Origin of the sequence: Priestia sp. P5, from assembly GCF_029522155.1 — a bacterium.
GTDB classification, from domain to species: Bacteria; Bacillota; Bacilli; order Bacillales; family Bacillaceae_H; genus Priestia; species Priestia megaterium_E.
Window position 1 is genome coordinate 1 of the sequence record NZ_JAKWFJ010000004.1, and the last position, 17,553, is coordinate 17,553.

The window sequence follows — 17,553 nt, forward strand, 5'->3', positions numbered from 1 at the left end:
GAAGTCAGACCGTAAGGACTGGTGGAGCGCTTAGAAGTGAGAATGCCGGTATGAGTAGCGAAAGACAAGTGAGAATCTTGTCCACCGAATGCCTAAGGTTTCCTGAGGAAGGCTCGTCCGCTCAGGGTTAGTCGGGACCTAAGCCGAGGCTGAAAAGCGTAGGCGATGGCCAACAGGTTGATATTCCTGTACCACCTCCCCGCCGTTTGAGTAATGGGGGGACGCAGTAGGATAGGGTAAGCGCGCTGCTGGATATGCGCGTTCAAGCAGTTAGGCTGATGAGTAGGCAAATCCGCTCATCATAAAGGCTGAGCTGTGATGACGAGGGAATTATAGTACCGAAGTTCCTGATTCCACACTGCCAAGAAAAGCCTCTAGCGAGGCGGGAGGTGCCCGTACCGCAAACCGACACAGGTAGGCGAGGAGAGAATCCTAAGGTGATCGAGAGAACTCTCGTTAAGGAACTCGGCAAAATGACCCCGTAACTTCGGGAGAAGGGGTGCTCTGGTAGGGTGTATAGCCCGAGAGAGCCGCAGTGAATAGGCCCAGGCGACTGTTTAGCAAAAACACAGGTCTCTGCGAAGCCGCAAGGCGAAGTATAGGGGCTGACGCCTGCCCGGTGCTGGAAGGTTAAGAGGAGGGGTTATCCTTTGGGAGAAGCTCTGAATCGAAGCCCCAGTAAACGGCGGCCGTAACTATAACGGTCCTAAGGTAGCGAAATTCCTTGTCGGGTAAGTTCCGACCCGCACGAAAGGCGTAACGATCTGGGCACTGTCTCAACGAGAGACTCGGTGAAATTATAGTACCTGTGAAGATGCAGGTTACCCGCGACAGGACGGAAAGACCCCGTGGAGCTTTACTGTAGCCTGATATTGAATTTTGGTACAGCTTGTACAGGATAGGTAGGAGCCTGAGAAGCCGGAGCGCTAGCTTCGGTGGAGGCGTCGGTGGGATACTACCCTGGCTGTATTGAAATTCTAACCCGCGGCCCTGATCGGGCCGGGAGACAGTGTCAGGTGGGCAGTTTGACTGGGGCGGTCGCCTCCTAAAATGTAACGGAGGCGCCCAAAGGTTCCCTCAGAATGGTTGGAAATCATTCGTAGAGTGTAAAGGCACAAGGGAGCTTGACTGCGAGACCTACAAGTCGAGCAGGGACGAAAGTCGGGCTTAGTGATCCGGTGGTTCCGCATGGAAGGGCCATCGCTCAACGGATAAAAGCTACCCCGGGGATAACAGGCTTATCTCCCCCAAGAGTCCACATCGACGGGGAGGTTTGGCACCTCGATGTCGGCTCATCGCATCCTGGGGCTGTAGTCGGTCCCAAGGGTTGGGCTGTTCGCCCATTAAAGCGGTACGCGAGCTGGGTTCAGAACGTCGTGAGACAGTTCGGTCCCTATCCGTCGTGGGCGTAGGAAATTTGAGAGGAGCTGTCCTTAGTACGAGAGGACCGGGATGGACACACCGCTGGTGTACCAGTTGTCTTGCCAAAGGCATCGCTGGGTAGCTATGTGTGGACGGGATAAGTGCTGAAAGCATCTAAGCATGAAGCCCCCCTCAAGATGAGATTTCCCATAGCGCAAGCTAGTAAGATCCCTGAAAGATGATCAGGTTGATAGGTCAGAGGTGGAAGCGTGGCGACATGTGTAGCTGACTGATACTAATCGATCGAGGACTTAACCAAACTTTAAAAGCGTAAGCTTTACTCAGCAAACTGTTATCTAGTTTTGAGAGAGCAATCTCTTGTCTGGTGGCGATAGCGAAGAGGTCACACCCGTTCCCATACCGAACACGGAAGTTAAGCTCTTTAGCGCCAATGGTAGTTGGGACTTTGTCCCTGTGAGAGTAGGACGTTGCCAGGCCAATAAAAAGACTAGTCATTCAATGACTAGTCTTTTTTGTTTCTAAAAATTACAGCGTGAATTTAACTTTTAAATTATGTTACACTATAGTGGATTCATTTAATTTTTTATTATAAAAGTTCTTTTTGACTTTGTAAGAAACTTCTTTCAAACTGGAGGCTGCATTTTGGGTAAGAAATCAAAAAAAGTACTATACGAATTACAGGAAAATGAAACAATCGCAAGTTGTTTAGATCGAATGAAAAAAGATGGGTATATGCCCGTTCGACGCATGGAAAAGCCTATCTTTGAAGAAAAAGAAATAAATGGTAAAAAAGAGTATGTTCCGGTAAAGCAACAGATTGTTTTCGAAGGGAAAAGTCTCTAAATACGAACATTTTAATGATAAAAATAGTAAACATTCGATTTTTAGGTTGACTTTTTTCCGGTTTGGCTGTTATTATTAAGTTGTCAATTGAGATATCCGAAACCTCATATAATAGTGGGAATATGGCCCACGAGTTTCTACCCGATGACCGTAAATCATTGGACTATGAGGAGAGTACAATTACTAAATAGGTAAACATGATTCCTTTTCAAAAGGAATGTTGATACATGAAACCTAGGGTAGTTGTGGCTTTCCTTTAGTGAGCCATAACGTACCCTAGGTTTTTTTATAACGTGAAAAAGGAGCTTTTATTCATGAATGTAAAAGTTGCTGTTGTAATGGGCAGTCAGTCAGACTGGAGCACTATGAAATATGCGTGTGACATTTTAGATGAATTAAATATTGAATATGAAAAGAAAGTTGTATCAGCACATCGAACGCCGGATTATATGTTTGAGTATGCTGAAACTGCTAAAGAACGAGGGATTAAAGTTATTATTGCTGGCGCTGGTGGCGCTGCTCACTTACCTGGTATGATTGCTGCAAAAACAATTTTACCTGTAATAGGTGTACCGGTTAAATCAAGTAACTTAAACGGTTTAGATTCACTTTTATCGATTGTTCAAATGCCAGGTGGCGTACCGGTAGCTACAGTAGCTATTGGAAAAGCTGGTTCTACGAACGCTGGCCTGCTAGCAGCACAAATCTTAGCAACACAGGATCCAACGTTAAGTGATCAACTTGAAAATCGTAGAGAGTCTATTAAATCATCTGTGTTAGAAAGTAGTGATCAACTTGTCTAATTTACTTATACCTCCTGGTAAAACAATTGGAATCGTAGGCGGTGGACAGCTAGGAAGAATGATTGCACTATCTGCTAAAGAAATGGGTTATTACATTGCAGTGCTTGAACCAACAGAAGATTCTCCTTGCGGTCAAGTAGCAGATATTAAAGTCATTGGCAACTATGATGATAGAAAAGCGGTTGAACAGCTTGCTGAAGTGTCAGATGTCATCACCTATGAATTTGAAAACGTTGATGTTGAGATGATGAAGTGGCTAGAAACAAAATGCTACGTGCCACAAGGCAGTCATTTACTAGCCGTTACACAAAATCGTCGTTTAGAAAAAGAAATGATTACAAAGCTTAATCTAGACGTTCCTGATTACGCAATCGTTACGACTGAAGAAGAACTTTTAAAAGCTGTCGAAACAATTGGTTATCCATGTGTCGTAAAAACTTGCCGAGGCGGATATGACGGTAAAGGGCAAGTTCTAGTGAAAAATGAGAATAATATTCGTGAAGCAGCTGAGCTATTAGCACAGTCGGAATGCATTGTAGAACAGTGGATGAACTTAGATAAAGAAGTATCAGTTATTGTACACCGCAATGCAAAAGGCGAAACGGTATGTTTACCAGTAGCTGAGAACATTCATAAGCATCATATTTTGCACCAAACGATTGTTCCGGCACGTATTACAGCAGATCAAGAAGCGAAAGCTCTTCAATATGCGCAAGAAATAGCAAAAGGATTAGATTTAGTTGGTACATTAGCAGTTGAGATGTTCCTAACTGAAGAAGGTCAGCTTTATATAAATGAAATGGCACCTAGACCTCATAATTCAGGTCATTATTCAATCAATGCTTGTGATCTTTCTCAATTTCAGCAGCATGTAAGAGCCATTTGTAACTGGACCCTAGCACAGCCGACTTTATTAAAACCTGCTGTTATGGTTAACCTATTAGGGGAACATATTGAGAACACAATGGCAAAAATCGAATGTTTAGATGATATGCACTTGCATTTGTACGGAAAAAAAGTTGCAAAAGAGAAGAGAAAAATGGGACATATCACGGTATTAGCTGATAAGATAGATGAGGCGATAGAAAAAGCCGAATCTCTAGGAATTTGGGAAAGAACGGAGGAAGTAACAACATGATTGAACGTTATACAAGACCAGAAATGGCAGCTATTTGGACAGAAGAAAATAAATTTAAAGCTTGGTTAGAAGTTGAAATTCTAGCTTGCGAAGCATGGTCAGAATTAGGACATATTCCGAAAGAAGATGTGAAGTTAATTCGTCAAAATGCATCTTTTGATATTAACCGCATCAATGAAATTGAATTGGAAACGCGTCATGACGTAGTAGCTTTCACTCGTGCAGTATCTGAAACGCTTGGTGAAGAGCGCAAGTGGGTACACTACGGTTTGACTTCAACTGACGTAGTTGATACAGCTCTATCTTATTTATTAAAGCAAGCTAATGAAATCTTGCTAAGTGACGTAGAGCGCTTTGTAGAAGTACTAAAGGAAAAAGCTCAAGAACATAAGTATACGGTTATGATGGGACGTACGCACGGTGTACACGCTGAGCCAACGACATTTGGTTTGAAAATGGGATTATGGTATGAAGAAATGAAGCGTAACCTAGAGCGTTTAAAACGTGCTGCAGCTGAAGTGGAATTCGGTAAAATGTCAGGAGCAGTTGGAACGTTCGCTAACATCGATCCTTTCGTTGAAAAATACGTATGTGAGAAGTTAGGAATTTCACCAGCACCAATCTCTACGCAAACATTACAGCGTGACCGTCATGCACACTATATGTCAGTACTAGCGTTAATTGCAACATCTATTGAGAAATTTGCAGTAGAAGTTCGCGGTCTTCAAAAGAGTGAAACACGTGAGGTTGAAGAGTACTTTGCAAAAGGTCAAAAAGGATCATCTGCAATGCCTCATAAACGTAATCCAATCGGTTCTGAGAACGTAACGGGACTTGCTCGCTTAATTCGCGGCTATATGGTTACAGCTTATGATAATGTACCGCTTTGGCATGAGCGTGACATCTCTCATTCATCGGTAGAGCGTGTCATCTTACCCGATGCAACGATTGCTTTAAATTACATGTTAAATCGTTTTGCAAACATTGTTAAAAACTTAACAGTATTCCCTGACAACATGAAGCGCAACATGGATCGTACACTAGGATTAATTTACTCACAGCGTGTACTGTTAACACTAATCAATAAAGGCATGGTACGCGAAGAAGCATACGACTTAGTGCAGCCAAAAGCAATGGAAGCATGGGAAACGCAAGTTCCTTTCCGTTCTTTAATTGAAGGTGAAGAGCGCATTACTCGCCACTTATCACCAGAAGAGATTGAAGATTGCTTCGATCATAAGCACCATTTAAAAAATGTAGATATGATTTTTGAACGTTTAGGTCTTTAATAAAAAAGGCAAGGCACGTCCTTGCCTTTATCTAAGAAAGTGTATCTGAATATTCTGTATGTAGAGGTGACAGCATGGAAAAGCAAGAGTTACTTTATGAAGGAAAAGCGAAAAAAATTTACGCTACTGATGAGCAAGATGTATTGTGGATTGCTTATAAAAATGAAGCTACAGCATTCAACGGTCAGAAAAAAGCGGAGATTAGCGGAAAAGCACAGTTGAACAATCAAATTAGTAGTTTACTATTTTCAATGTTACATGAGCAAGGGATTACAACTCACTTTGTGAAGCAGCTTTCAGATCATGAACAAGCGGTTAAGAAAGTAGAAATTGTTCCGCTTGAAGTTGTTGTACGAAATGCTACAGCAGGAAGCCTTGCGAAGCGAATTGGCGTAGAAGAAGGTATTCGTTTTGAACAGCCAATCGTTGAACTTTACTACAAAGATGATGCGCTTGGTGATCCATTAATTCTTGCAGAACATGCGATTTTCCTTAAGGCTGCAACTCAAGAAGAGATTGATAGTTTAAAGGCACAAGCACTTCAAATCAACGAAATATTATCGAAATTTTTCAAAGATAAAGATATTTTCTTAGTAGATTTTAAATTAGAATTCGGCCGTACTTCTCAAGGCGACATTATTTTAGCGGATGAAATTTCACCTGACACTTGCCGCTTCTGGGATGTTCATACGAACGAAAAATTAGATAAAGATGTATTCCGCAGAGATTTAGGCGGGTTAACAGAAGCATACGAAAAAATCTTACAGCGAATCGGAGGATAACCCAACCATGTATAAAGTAAAAGTATTTGTCACATTAAGAGAAAGTGTATTAGACCCTCAAGGAGTAGCCGTTAAAAATTCATTGCACCGTATGTCTTATGAAGAAGTAGAAGAAGTACGCATCGGTAAATTTTTAGAGCTAACAATCGACAACACAGATTCATTAGATGAACGCGTAAAAGAAATGTGTGAAAAGCTTTTAGTTAATACAGTAATTGAAGATTACCGTTACGAGGTTGAGGAGGTTGTCGTACAGTGAAATTTGCTGTAATTGTTTTTCCAGGATCAAACTGTGACGTCGATATGTATCATGCTATCAAAGATGAGCTTGGTGAAGAAGTAGATTACGTTTGGCACGATACAGAATCATTAGATCAATATGATGGTATCTTGCTTCCAGGTGGTTTCTCATATGGAGATTACCTTCGTTCAGGTGCTATCGCTCGCTTCTCAAATGTAATGGACGCTGTAAAAAAAGCAGCAAGCCAAGGAAAGCCAGTACTAGGTGTATGTAATGGATTCCAAATTTTATTAGAAGCAGGATTACTGCCAGGTGCTATGCGCCGTAATGAAAACTTAAAATTCATCTGTAAAACAGTGAATTTGAAAGTAGCTAATAACGAAACAATGTTTACAAATGCTTATGGCAAAGATGAAGTAATTGCTATTCCAGTGGCACACGGTGAAGGCAACTACTATTGTGATGAACACACGTTACAAAAATTGATTGAAAACAACCAGATTCTTTTCCAATACGCAGGTGATAATCCAAACGGAAGTCTTCAAGATATTGCAGGGATTACAAACGAAACAGGCAACGTATTAGGAATGATGCCTCACCCAGAAAGAGCGGTAAGCGATCTTTTAGGAAGCGCGGACGGACTTAAATTATTTCAATCAATCGTAAAGCAGTGGAGGGAACAAAATGTCGTTACTTCTTGAACCAAATGTAGAGCAAATTAAAGAACAAAAGTTATATCGAGACATGGGATTAACAGACGAAGAGTTTGCAAATGTAGAGCAACTGCTTGGTCGCACTCCTAATTATACAGAAACAGGTTTATTCTCTGTTATGTGGTCAGAGCACTGCAGTTATAAAAACTCTAAGCCTGTACTGAAAAAATTCCCTATCACGGGTGAAAAAGTATTACAAGGTCCTGGTGAAGGAGCTGGTATCGTTGATATTGGTGACAACCAAGCCGTTGTATTTAAAATCGAAAGTCATAACCATCCATCAGCGATTGAACCTTATCAAGGAGCAGCAACTGGTGTAGGTGGTATCATTCGTGACGTCTTTTCAATGGGAGCAAGACCGATTGCACTTTTAAACTCTTTGCGTTTTGGTGAATTAACATCTCCAAAGGTTCGTCATTTGTTTGAGGAAGTAGTAGCGGGAATCGCAGGTTACGGTAACTGTGTAGGAATCCCAACAGTAGGCGGAGAAATTCAGTTTGAAGCTTCATATGAAGGAAATCCGCTTGTTAACGCTATGTGTGTGGGTTTAATTAATCACGAAGACATTCAAAAAGGTCAAGCTAAAGGCGTTGGCAACACGGTTATGTACGTAGGAGCAAAAACGGGCCGCGACGGTATTCACGGTGCAACATTTGCTTCTGAGGAACTATCTGATCAGTCAGACGAAAAACGTCCTGCTGTACAAGTAGGAGATCCATTTATGGAAAAACTTCTTCTTGAAGCTTGCTTAGAACTTATCAAGTGTGACGCTTTAGTCGGTATTCAAGATATGGGTGCTGCGGGCTTAACAAGTTCTTCAGCAGAGATGGCAAGTAAAGCAGGTTCTGGTATTGAAATGAACCTTGATCTTGTACCTCAGCGTGAAACAGGTATGACACCATATGAAATGATGCTTTCAGAATCTCAAGAGCGCATGCTCATCGTTGTTGAAAAAGGCCGTGAAAATGAAATCGTAGAAATCGTAGAAAAATACGGATTAGAAGCTGTTTCAGTTGGTCACGTAACCGATGATAAGCGCCTTCGTTTAACGCATAACGGAGAAGTAGTAGCAGATGTTCCTGTAGATGCATTAGCAGAAGATGCACCGGTATACCACAAGCCATCTAAAGAGCCAGCATACTATCGTGAGTTCCAAGAGCAGTCAGCATATGCTCCTACTGTTGAAAATCACAGTGATATGTTAGTAACACTTTTAAAACAGCCTACTATTGCAAACAAAGAGTGGGTTTACAACCAATATGACTATCAAGTACGTACAAACACAGTTGTATCTCCTGGATCTGACGCGGCGGTTGTTCGTGTACGTGATACAAATAAAGCATTAGCGATGACAACAGACTGTAACTCTCGCTATTTATACCTAGACCCAGAAGTAGGCGGCCGTATTGCAGTAGCAGAAGCTGCTCGTAACCTTGTATGTTCAGGTGCACAGCCTCTTGCAATTACAGATTGCTTAAACTTCGGTAACCCTGAAAAACCAGAAATCTTCTGGCAAATTGAAAAAGCAACAGACGGTATGAGCGACGCTTGCCGTGAGCTATCGACTCCGGTTATCGGCGGTAACGTATCTCTTTACAATGAAACAAAAGGTGAAGCAATTTACCCAACTCCTGTTATCGGAATGGTTGGTTTGATCGACGATATCAACCATATTACAACTCAATATGCGAAGCAAAAAGATGACTTAATCTATGTTATTGGTAAAGCTGAAGCAGAATTCGCAGGTACTGAGCTTCAAAAAGTACTAGAAAACGGTACGGTATTTGGGCACTCACCTAAATTAGATTTAGCAGTTGAAAAAACACGTCAAGATCAGCTTCTTCAAGCAATTCGTGAAGGTGCAGTTCAATCTGCTCACGATATTGCAGAAGGAGGATTCGCGGTAGCCCTAGCTGAAAAAGTGATGAACGGCAGCGGATTAGGTGTGGACGTAACGGTAGACGGAGAAGCAACAGCAGAGCTATTCAGTGAAACACAATCGCGTTTTATCGTAACGGTTTCTCCAGAGAATAAAGAAAAATTCGAAATGCTTGTACAAGATGTAACATTAGTAGGACGCGTAACAGAAGACGCAACATTAACTGTTAAACATCAAGAAAATGTTCTTGTTCAATTATCAGTTGAAGAATTAACTACTGCTTGGAAAGGAGCGCTTCCATGCTTGCTGAAATCAAAGGCTTAAACGAAGAATGTGGCGTATTCGGTGTATGGGGACATGAAAATGCAAGCCAGATTGCTTATTACGGTTTGCATAGCTTGCAGCACCGCGGACAAGAAGGCGCTGGTATTGCTGTAACAGACGGAGAAAAAGTGACAGTAATGAAAGGCGTCGGTCTTGTTAACGAAGTATTTGGCCACGGAGAGTTAGAGCAACTAAACGGTAAAGCAGCAATTGGACACGTTCGTTATGCAACAGCTGGAGGCGGAGGGTTTGAAAATGTTCAACCCCTTCACTTCCGCTCTCATAGCGGAAGCCTTGCGTTAGCTCATAATGGAAACTTGGTTAATGCAAATGCATTAAAGCATCAGCTGGAAAACCAAGGGAGTATTTTTCAATCAACATCGGATACAGAAGTACTTGCTCATTTAATTAAGCGAAGCGGCTATGAAGATATGAAAGATAAAGTGAAAAATGCTTTATCAATGGTTAAAGGCGCATACGCATTCGTTATCTTAACAGAAGATACGATGATGGTTGCACTTGACCCTCACGGATTGCGTCCGTTATCAATTGGACGATTAGGTGATGCTTATGTAGTAGCTTCTGAGACATGTGCGTTCGATATTGTTGGAGCAGTTCATGAGCGTGATGTAGAGCCGGGTGAATTACTCATTATTAACGATGAAGGTATTCAATCAGAACGTTTCACATTAAATGTAAACCGCGCAATTTGCAGTATGGAATATATTTATTTCTCAAGACCAGATAGCAATATTGATGGAATCAATGTTCACTCTGCTCGTAAAAACCTTGGGAAACAACTTGCAGTTGAGTCGCCAATTGAAGCAGACGTTGTAACAGGCGTTCCCGATTCAAGCATTTCAGCAGCGATCGGTTTTGCAGAACAGTCAGGAATTCCATACGAATTAGGTTTAATTAAGAATCGATACGTAGGCCGTACATTCATTCAGCCTTCACAAGAACTGCGTGAACAAGGTGTAAAAATGAAGCTGTCTCCTGTACGTAAAATTGTAGAGGGTAAACGTGTTGTCATGGTAGATGATTCTATCGTTCGCGGCACAACAAGCCGTCGCATTGTTCGTATGCTTCGAGAAGCAGGAGCAACTGAAGTACATGTACGCATTAGTTCACCCCCTATTAAAAATCCATGTTTTTATGGAATTGACACGTCGTCATCCTCTGAGCTAATTGCTGCTACGCGCTCTGTTGAAGAAATTCGTGAATTGATTGAAGCAGATTCACTTGTTTTCTTAAGCAACGAAGGGTTAGTAGATGCAATCGGCAGACAGTATGAAGGCAACGGCGGACAGTGTATGGCATGTTTCACTGGAAAGTATCCAACTGAAATTTATCCAGATACTGTACACCCTCATGAAAAGGTAACTTGTTAGTTTTAACGTAAAAAAGGAGTGACAACATGTCATATTCATATAAACAAGCTGGAGTTGACTTAGAAGCAGGATATGAAGCTGTTTCACGTATTAAAAAGCACGTAGAACGCACTGCTCGTGCAGGTATTATGGGAACAGTCGGCGGCTTTGGCGGAATGTTCGATTTATCTACATTGAATTTAAAAGAGCCTGTTCTTGTTTCTGGTACAGATGGAGTAGGAACAAAATTGAAACTTGCTTTTCAAATGGATAAGCATGACACAATCGGTGTGGATGCAGTGGCCATGTGTGTAAACGATGTTTTAGCACAAGGAGCAGAGCCTCTTTACTTCTTAGATTATATTGCTTGCGGGAAAGCAGTTCCTGAAAAAATTGAATCGATTGTAAAAGGAATTGCAGACGGCTGTGAACAATCCAACTGTGCGTTAATTGGCGGAGAAACAGCTGAAATGCCAGGTTTATACGAAGAAGATGAATATGATCTTGCAGGATTTACAGTAGGAGCAGTAGAAAAGTCAGAAATTATTACTGGAGATGAGATTAAAGCTGGACAGCTGTTGATCGGTATTTCATCTAGCGGTATTCACAGCAACGGCTACTCTCTTGTACGTAAAATTGTTGATGATCAAGGATTAAATCTTCACGAAACTTACGCTGGTTTTAATGAAAAGCTTGGAGTTGAGTTATTAACACCAACAAAAATATACGTGAAGCCGGTCCTAAAAGCATTACATGCAGCTAAGATTGCAGGTATGGCTCATATTACTGGAGGCGGATTTGTTGAAAATATCCCTCGTATGCTTCCTGAAGGTCTAGGTGTAGAAATCGATTACGGTTCTTGGCCAATTCCATACGTGTTTGATTTCCTTGAAGAGCAAGGCAAGTTGGACCGTAAAGAAATGTTTGAAGTATTCAACATGGGAATCGGATTTGTTTTAGCTGTTGAACCTGAAGATATGAATAAAGTCATTGAAGCAATTGAAAACGAAGGCGAAAAAGCATTTGTTATCGGACGTGTAAAAGAAGGAACAGGTGTTGAGTTTGCTGGAGGGACGTTTGCATGATAAATATTGCAGTGTTTGCTTCTGGAAACGGCAGTAACTTTCAATCCATCTACGAAGCAACTCAGTCAGGTCGATTAAAAGCAAATATTGCGCTTGTTGTTTGTAATAAACCCGATGCATACGTAATTGAACGAGCAAAAGCATGTGGAATACCATGCTTTGTTTGTTCGCCTAAAAACTATGAAGATAAAGAAGCGTATGAAGCAGCAATTCTTGCAGAGCTTACATCAGCTAAAGTAGAATTTCTTGTTTTAGCAGGATATATGCGATTAGTTGGCTCGACGTTGCTTAAGCCATACAAAAATCGTATTGTTAATATTCATCCGTCGCTTTTACCTGCATTTCCTGGGATTGATGCTATTGGTCAAGCTTTTGATGCAGGAGTAAAAGTGATTGGAATTACCGTGCATTTTGTAGATGAAGGAATGGATACAGGACCAATTATTGATCAGCAGGCTATTCGCATTGAAAAAGGCGATACAAGAGAAACCGTTGAGGCCCGCATTCATGAAATTGAACATCAATTTTATCCCGCGGTACTAAATGAATTATTTGAACAAGCCGCAGTTAAATAAATAGGATGTAACCTTGTCAAAAAAGTTTTAATCCTTTACTATGGTAGAGTAGTAGTGAAATAAAGATTTTAAATGAGAGATCGGATCAGGAGGAGTTTACAAAATGACAGCAAAACGCGCGCTTATTAGCGTATCTGATAAAGAAGGTATTGTTTCATTTGCACAAGAATTAAAGGACTTAGGAGTAGAAATTATTTCAACTGGCGGTACAAAACGCACGCTAGAAGAAAACGGCATTGACGTTATCGGAATTTCTGAAGTAACTGGTTTCCCAGAAATTTTAGACGGCCGTTTAAAAACATTGCATCCTAACGTTCACGGTGCTTTATTAGCGTTACGCGATAACGAAGAGCATCAAGCACAAATGAAAGAGCATAATATCTCGCCAATCGACTTTGTAGTTGTAAACTTATATCCATTTAAAAAGACAATTGAAAAAGAGGATGTAACGCTTGCTGAAGCGATTGAGAATATTGACATCGGTGGACCTACAATGCTTCGTTCAGCTGCGAAAAACTATCGTTCTGTCTCAGTTGTAGTAGATCCAAGCGATTACGCAACCGTAGTAGAAGAGTTAAAAGCTGATGGCAATGTTTCGTTTGAAACCAATCAACGATTAGCAGCAAAAGTATTCCGTCATACGGCAGCTTATGATGCATTAATCGCTGAATACTTAACAAACATTACAGGTGAGACAACTCCTGAGAAATTAACAGTAACGTATGAGCGTGTTCAAGGCTTACGATACGGAGAAAATCCTCACCAACAAGCTTCTTTCTATAAAAAGCCGTTAACACAAAAAGGTTCTATTGCAACAGCTACGCAGCTGCATGGAAAAGAGTTATCATACAATAATATCAACGATGCAAATGCAGCTCTTCAAATCGTAAAAGAATTCAAAGAGCCGGCTATCGTAGCGATCAAACATATGAATCCTTGCGGTGTAGGTGTGGGTGAAACAATTGCTCAAGCTTATCAAAAAGCATACGAAGCGGATCCTACATCTATCTTTGGCGGTATCGTAGCAGCTAACCGTCCTATCGACCGTGAAACGGCTATTCAGTTAAAAGAAATTTTCTTAGAAATCATCATTGCTCCTGCGTTCGATCAAGAAGCATTAGATGTATTAACAGCTAAGAAAAACCTTCGTTTACTAACGATAGAGCTTGATGAAAAGGCAGAAAAAGAAGCTTTCTTAACATCTGTAAAAGGCGGCGTGCTTGTTCAGGATGAAGACGTATTCGGATTTGATGACGCAACGATTACTGTTTCAACGAAACGCGAGCCAACGGAAAAAGAGTGGGCAGATTTAAAATTAGCATGGAAAGTTGTTAAAAATGTTAAGTCTAATGCTATTGTACTTGCAAAAGATGACATGACAATTGGCGTAGGGGCTGGTCAAATGAATCGCGTAGGCGCTGCAAAAATTGCGATTGAACAAGCTGGTGAAAAAGCACAAGGTTCAGCTTTAGGTTCAGATGCGTTCTTCCCAATGGGGGATACAGTAGAAGCAGCAGCTAAAGCAGGAATCACAGCTATTATTCAGCCAGGCGGATCAATTCGTGATGAAGAGTCAATTGCAAAAGCAGATGAATACGGCATTGCAATGGTATTTACAGGCGTAAGACATTTTAAACATTAATGAGGTGAAGAACGTGAATGTTTTAGTTATTGGAAAAGGCGGAAGAGAGCATACAATTGCATGGAAAGCTTCAAAAAGTCCACTTGTTAACGAAGTGTTTGTAGCACCAGGAAATCCGGGCATGAGAGATGTGGCAACGATTGTACCAATCGATGAAAGCAGCCAAGAAGAGCTTGTGCTATTTGCAAAAGAAAACAAGATTGGATTAACAATTGTTGGACCAGAAAATCCGCTAATTGAAGGCATTGTTGATCGATTTGAACAAGAAGGTCTTCCAGTCTTTGGACCGCGCAAACAAGCAGCGATGATTGAAGGAAGCAAAAGCTTTGCAAAAGAGCTCATGAAAAAGTATGATATTCCAACCGCAGCGTATGAAACATTTACGTCTTACGAGGAAGCAAAAGCATATGTGGAAAAGCAAGGCGCTCCAATTGTTATTAAAGCAGACGGCTTAGCCGCTGGTAAAGGTGTAACTGTTGCTTTAACAGTGGAAGAAGCTGTAGATACATTACGTGATTTTCTAGTTGACCAAAAATTTAAAGAAGCAAGTGCAAAAGTAGTTGTAGAAGAATTTTTGGATGGTGAAGAATTTTCATTAATGGCATTTGTACGCGGTACAAATGTATATCCAATGGTAATTGCACAAGATCATAAGCGAGCTTTTGACGGAGATCAAGGTCCGAACACAGGAGGCATGGGAGCTTACTCTCCTGTTCCGCAAATCAGTGATGCAGAAGTACAAGAGGCTGTAGAAAACATCTTACTTCCAATGGCTAAAGGATTAGCTGAAGAAGGCTGTGAGTATACAGGAATTCTATATGCTGGTCTGATTCAAACACAAAAAGGGCCAAAAGTTATTGAATTTAATGCGCGTTTTGGAGATCCTGAAACACAGGTCGTACTGCCGCGTATGAAAAGTGATTTAGTCGATGTGCTTCTTCGCATTTTGAAAGAAGAAAAAGTAGAAATTGAATGGGATGATGAAGCGGCTATCGGAATCGTATTAGCAGCAGCAGGCTACCCAGAAGATTATCAAAAGGGTGCGCCAATTAACGGTTTGGATGCGATTAGTGAAGACGCGCTTGTTTTCCACGCTGGTACAGCTTTAGAAAACGACACATACGTTTCAAACGGCGGCCGTGTTCTATTAGTAGGTGCTAAAGGAGCAACTCTTCAAGAAGCGCAGCAAGAAGTATACAAGCAAATGGCTCATATCGATGTAGAAAAAGGCTTTTTCTATCGCAAAGACATCGGCCATCGTGCATTAACAAAAGCAGCTTTAAAATAAAAAAGGAGAGCTTAGGCTCTCCTTTTTACCTTATGAAGGATTATACGTTTCTTCATTTCCATTTGGATGGTGTTCATGTTCATCATGTTTTTGACATGAATCATATGCGTACGTAAGAGGGCAAAAACGCGTGATGCCTTCTGCAACTTTTAAAGCTCCCATTAACCCTAAGAAGATGTATGAATCTTTGTACGGTCTGCGAGATAAACGAGATGTTGTCCAAGAAAGAAGGGTAAAGCCCAGTGTAAGTCGAATTAATGCGTTAACAATACCGATATTTGGTTTCATGTTTTATCACCTTTATTCATAAAATTAATAACAGTTTCTGAATGCGTTTACATCACGGATGTGTTACGATAAAAATACATAGTAAATTAGGGGGAATTTAGCATGCCGGAACAAAGATATCGCTGGAAAAGCAAACATATTAGACAGCAGCTCTTAGTATTAAACGGTCAAAAAGCACCAACTATTGTCTTAAAAGATGCAACATATTTGAACGCTCGAATGAAGCAGTGGAAAAAAGCACATATTTGGGTTTACCAAGATCGTATTGTATACGTTGGCTCAGAGATGCCTAAGCACACAGACGCTTCTACAGAGATTATAGACTGCAGCGATAAATATGTGGTTCCTGGGTATATTGAGCCGCATGTTCACCCGTTTCAGTTATATAATCCCCAGACTTTTTCCCAATATGCAGCCAAGCACGGAACAACGACTTTATTTAATGATAATTTAATTCTCGCTTTACAGCTTGAACAAAAAACGGCATTTTCATTGATTGAAGAAATGAAAACGTTACCACAATCGCTGTACTGGTGGTGCAGATTTGATTCCCAGACGGAAATTGATGAAGAGGCTGACATCTTCTCACATACGAACATTACTTCTTGGCTACAAAATGAAGCTGTCTTACAAGGAGGCGAACTGACAAGTTGGCCGAAGCTTTTAGACGGAGATGATTTAATGCTTCACTGGGTTCAAGAGACAAAACGGATGAGAAAGCACATTGAAGGACATTTCCCGGGGGCGTCAGCATTTACCTTGGCAAAAATGAAATTGCTCGGGGCAGACAGCGATCATGAGTCTATGACGGGGGAAGATGTTGTTGCTCGGTTAACACAAGGCTATGACGTTGCTTTGCGCCACTCTTCAATTCGGCCGGATTTGCCAAAATTGCTTCAGGAGTTAAAAGAGCTTCAGGTAGATTATTTTGACCATATTACGATGAATACAGACGGTTCTCCGCCTTCTTTTTACCAAAATGGCGTGTCAGATATGTTAATTACATTAGCTATTTCAGAAGGGGTTCCCTTGTTAGATGCTTATAATATGGTGTCTGTAAATATTGCTCGCTATTATAACATGGAACATTTGCACGGGCATGTAGCAACAGGCTGTGTGGCTAATATTAATATTTTAGAAGATCCTATGCGGCCTACTCCGGTCTCTGTGCTAGCAAAAGGAAAGTGGATGAAAAAAGAAGGCAAAGAACAAGCATTAGCCTCAGCAGAATTTCCTTGGGAAAAGTTTGGTTTTTCACCGTTAAAGTTGGACTTTGATTTAACGATGGACGATTTTCAATTTTCAATGCCAGTAGGCGTAAAAATGAAAAATGCTGTTATTATGGAGCCGTATTCAATTCACTTGAATGTGAGCGGAGATGTATTAGCCTCTGATCATGATGAAAGTTTTTTAGTGTTGGTGGACCGAGAAGGCAAGTGGCGGATCAATACGCTGTTAAAAGGATTTGCGACAAATGTATCGGGACTGGCGAGTTCATTTTCAAATACAGGTGATTTTATTTTAATTGGAAAATCGAAAAAAGATATGATGTGTGCATTTAAACGTATGAAAGAAATTGGAGGCGGTATTGTCATTACCGAAGATGAGAAAGTAGTATACGAACTGGATCTTCCGTTAAAAGGAGTCATGTCGAATCTGCCGATGGAGGAGTTAAGTAAACGAGAGGTGGAACTCAAGAAAGTGCTGGGTGAGCGAGGATACAAACACGATGATCCTGTCTATTCACTGCTGTTCTTTTCGTCTACACATTTGCCTTATATTCGTATCACGCCAGTAGGAATTTATGATGTTATGAATAAAAAAGTACTTTTTCCGTCTATAATGCGTTAAAATATAAAAGTATCAAATGAATTTGAAATTTGTATGAAATTGGCTGTCTTCATACAGAA

General features: G+C 41.0%; 15 protein-coding genes, 2 rRNA genes and 1 riboswitch. Of the genes, 16 read left to right on the top strand and 1 reads right to left on the bottom strand.

What is annotated here, in order from left to right; translation table 11 throughout:
• The 15 genes from MMB69_RS23400 to purD all read left to right on the top strand — a co-directional run.
• A 23S ribosomal RNA gene (locus MMB69_RS23400) occupies positions 1–1,681 on the top strand; the annotation flags it as partial.
• A 62-nt stretch (positions 1,682–1,743) separates the two neighbouring features.
• Positions 1,744–1,859 (top strand): 5S ribosomal RNA (gene rrf / locus MMB69_RS23405).
• A gap of 166 nt (positions 1,860–2,025) precedes the next feature.
• A complete protein-coding gene (locus tag MMB69_RS23410; protein ID WP_014461942.1) occupies positions 2,026–2,226 on the top strand; it encodes an NETI motif-containing protein in 201 nt (66 codons plus the stop codon).
• A gap of 84 nt (positions 2,227–2,310) precedes the next feature.
• A riboswitch (purine riboswitch) is annotated at positions 2,311–2,412 on the top strand.
• A 128-nt stretch (positions 2,413–2,540) separates the two neighbouring features.
• Complete coding sequence (gene purE / locus MMB69_RS23415) at positions 2,541–3,029, top strand: 5-(carboxyamino)imidazole ribonucleotide mutase (RefSeq protein WP_013055034.1); 489 nt, start codon at positions 2,541–2,543, stop codon at positions 3,027–3,029.
• Positions 3,022–4,167, top strand: coding sequence for a 5-(carboxyamino)imidazole ribonucleotide synthase (gene purK, locus MMB69_RS23420; protein WP_013081438.1), 1,146 nt, complete (start codon positions 3,022–3,024; stop codon positions 4,165–4,167). Before purE ends, purK begins: the two co-directional genes overlap by 8 nt.
• The gene (gene purB / locus MMB69_RS23425; RefSeq protein WP_277448502.1) at positions 4,164–5,456 is read left to right on the top strand and encodes an adenylosuccinate lyase; all 1,293 of its coding nucleotides are present in this window, start codon (positions 4,164–4,166) and stop codon (positions 5,454–5,456) included. Before purK ends, purB begins: the two co-directional genes overlap by 4 nt.
• A gap of 74 nt (positions 5,457–5,530) precedes the next feature.
• Positions 5,531–6,238, top strand: a complete 708-nt coding sequence (gene purC, locus MMB69_RS23430; RefSeq protein WP_128821365.1) for a phosphoribosylaminoimidazolesuccinocarboxamide synthase — start codon at positions 5,531–5,533, stop codon at positions 6,236–6,238.
• A 7-nt stretch (positions 6,239–6,245) separates the two neighbouring features.
• A complete protein-coding gene (gene purS / locus MMB69_RS23435) occupies positions 6,246–6,497 on the top strand; it encodes a phosphoribosylformylglycinamidine synthase subunit PurS (RefSeq protein ID WP_221785707.1) in 252 nt (83 codons plus the stop codon).
• Positions 6,494–7,180: a phosphoribosylformylglycinamidine synthase subunit PurQ gene (purQ, locus tag MMB69_RS23440; protein ID WP_013055039.1), complete on the top strand. Its 687-nt coding sequence runs from the start codon at positions 6,494–6,496 to the stop codon at positions 7,178–7,180. Before purS ends, purQ begins: the two co-directional genes overlap by 4 nt.
• Positions 7,164–9,395 (top strand): phosphoribosylformylglycinamidine synthase subunit PurL, encoded by a 2,232-nt coding sequence (gene purL, locus MMB69_RS23445; RefSeq protein WP_221785705.1) that lies wholly within the window; start codon positions 7,164–7,166, stop codon positions 9,393–9,395. The genes purQ and purL overlap by 17 nt, the downstream gene beginning before the upstream one ends.
• A complete protein-coding gene (gene purF / locus MMB69_RS23450; RefSeq protein WP_013055041.1) occupies positions 9,371–10,786 on the top strand; it encodes an amidophosphoribosyltransferase in 1,416 nt (471 codons plus the stop codon). Before purL ends, purF begins: the two co-directional genes overlap by 25 nt.
• Before the next feature lie 26 nt (positions 10,787–10,812).
• Complete coding sequence (gene purM, locus MMB69_RS23455; protein WP_028412529.1) at positions 10,813–11,850, top strand: phosphoribosylformylglycinamidine cyclo-ligase; 1,038 nt, start codon at positions 10,813–10,815, stop codon at positions 11,848–11,850.
• Positions 11,847–12,425, top strand: coding sequence for a phosphoribosylglycinamide formyltransferase (purN, locus tag MMB69_RS23460; RefSeq protein ID WP_221785704.1), 579 nt, complete (start codon positions 11,847–11,849; stop codon positions 12,423–12,425). The genes purM and purN overlap by 4 nt, the downstream gene beginning before the upstream one ends.
• 103 nt (positions 12,426–12,528) lie before the next feature.
• Positions 12,529–14,067: a bifunctional phosphoribosylaminoimidazolecarboxamide formyltransferase/IMP cyclohydrolase gene (gene purH / locus MMB69_RS23465; protein WP_221785703.1), complete on the top strand. Its 1,539-nt coding sequence runs from the start codon at positions 12,529–12,531 to the stop codon at positions 14,065–14,067.
• A 13-nt stretch (positions 14,068–14,080) separates the two neighbouring features.
• Positions 14,081–15,355 (top strand): phosphoribosylamine--glycine ligase, encoded by a 1,275-nt coding sequence (purD, locus tag MMB69_RS23470; RefSeq protein WP_025752919.1) that lies wholly within the window; start codon positions 14,081–14,083, stop codon positions 15,353–15,355.
• A gap of 30 nt (positions 15,356–15,385) precedes the next feature.
• Here purD and MMB69_RS23475 read toward each other — a convergent pair whose 3' ends face one another.
• Positions 15,386–15,643: a YgaP family membrane protein gene (locus tag MMB69_RS23475; RefSeq protein ID WP_016762773.1), complete on the bottom strand. Its 258-nt coding sequence runs from the start codon at positions 15,641–15,643 to the stop codon at positions 15,386–15,388.
• A 102-nt stretch (positions 15,644–15,745) separates the two neighbouring features.
• On the opposite strand from MMB69_RS23475, the gene MMB69_RS23480 reads away from it, so the two are divergent.
• Positions 15,746–17,494: an adenine deaminase C-terminal domain-containing protein gene (locus MMB69_RS23480; protein ID WP_221785702.1), complete on the top strand. Its 1,749-nt coding sequence runs from the start codon at positions 15,746–15,748 to the stop codon at positions 17,492–17,494.
• Positions 17,495–17,553 lie beyond the last annotated feature (59 nt).

Bases quoted from the DNA above. Each gene is read 5' to 3' on its own strand.
- purC (WP_128821365.1), top strand. From the start codon at position 5,531: ATGGAAAAGCAAGAGTTACTTTATGAAGGAAAAGCGAAAAAAATTTAC.
- purL (WP_221785705.1), top strand. From the start codon at position 7,164: ATGTCGTTACTTCTTGAACCAAATGTAGAGCAAATTAAAGAACAAAAG.
- purF (WP_013055041.1), top strand. From the start codon at position 9,371: ATGCTTGCTGAAATCAAAGGCTTAAACGAAGAATGTGGCGTATTCGGT.
- purH (WP_221785703.1), top strand. From the start codon at position 12,529: ATGACAGCAAAACGCGCGCTTATTAGCGTATCTGATAAAGAAGGTATT.
- purB (WP_277448502.1), top strand. From the start codon at position 4,164: ATGATTGAACGTTATACAAGACCAGAAATGGCAGCTATTTGGACAGAA.
- purM (WP_028412529.1), top strand. From the start codon at position 10,813: ATGTCATATTCATATAAACAAGCTGGAGTTGACTTAGAAGCAGGATAT.
- purE (WP_013055034.1), top strand. From the start codon at position 2,541: ATGAATGTAAAAGTTGCTGTTGTAATGGGCAGTCAGTCAGACTGGAGC.
- MMB69_RS23475 (WP_016762773.1), bottom strand. From the start codon at position 15,643: ATGAAACCAAATATCGGTATTGTTAACGCATTAATTCGACTTACACTG.
- purN (WP_221785704.1), top strand. From the start codon at position 11,847: ATGATAAATATTGCAGTGTTTGCTTCTGGAAACGGCAGTAACTTTCAA.
- MMB69_RS23480 (WP_221785702.1), top strand. From the start codon at position 15,746: ATGCCGGAACAAAGATATCGCTGGAAAAGCAAACATATTAGACAGCAG.
- purS (WP_221785707.1), top strand. From the start codon at position 6,246: ATGTATAAAGTAAAAGTATTTGTCACATTAAGAGAAAGTGTATTAGAC.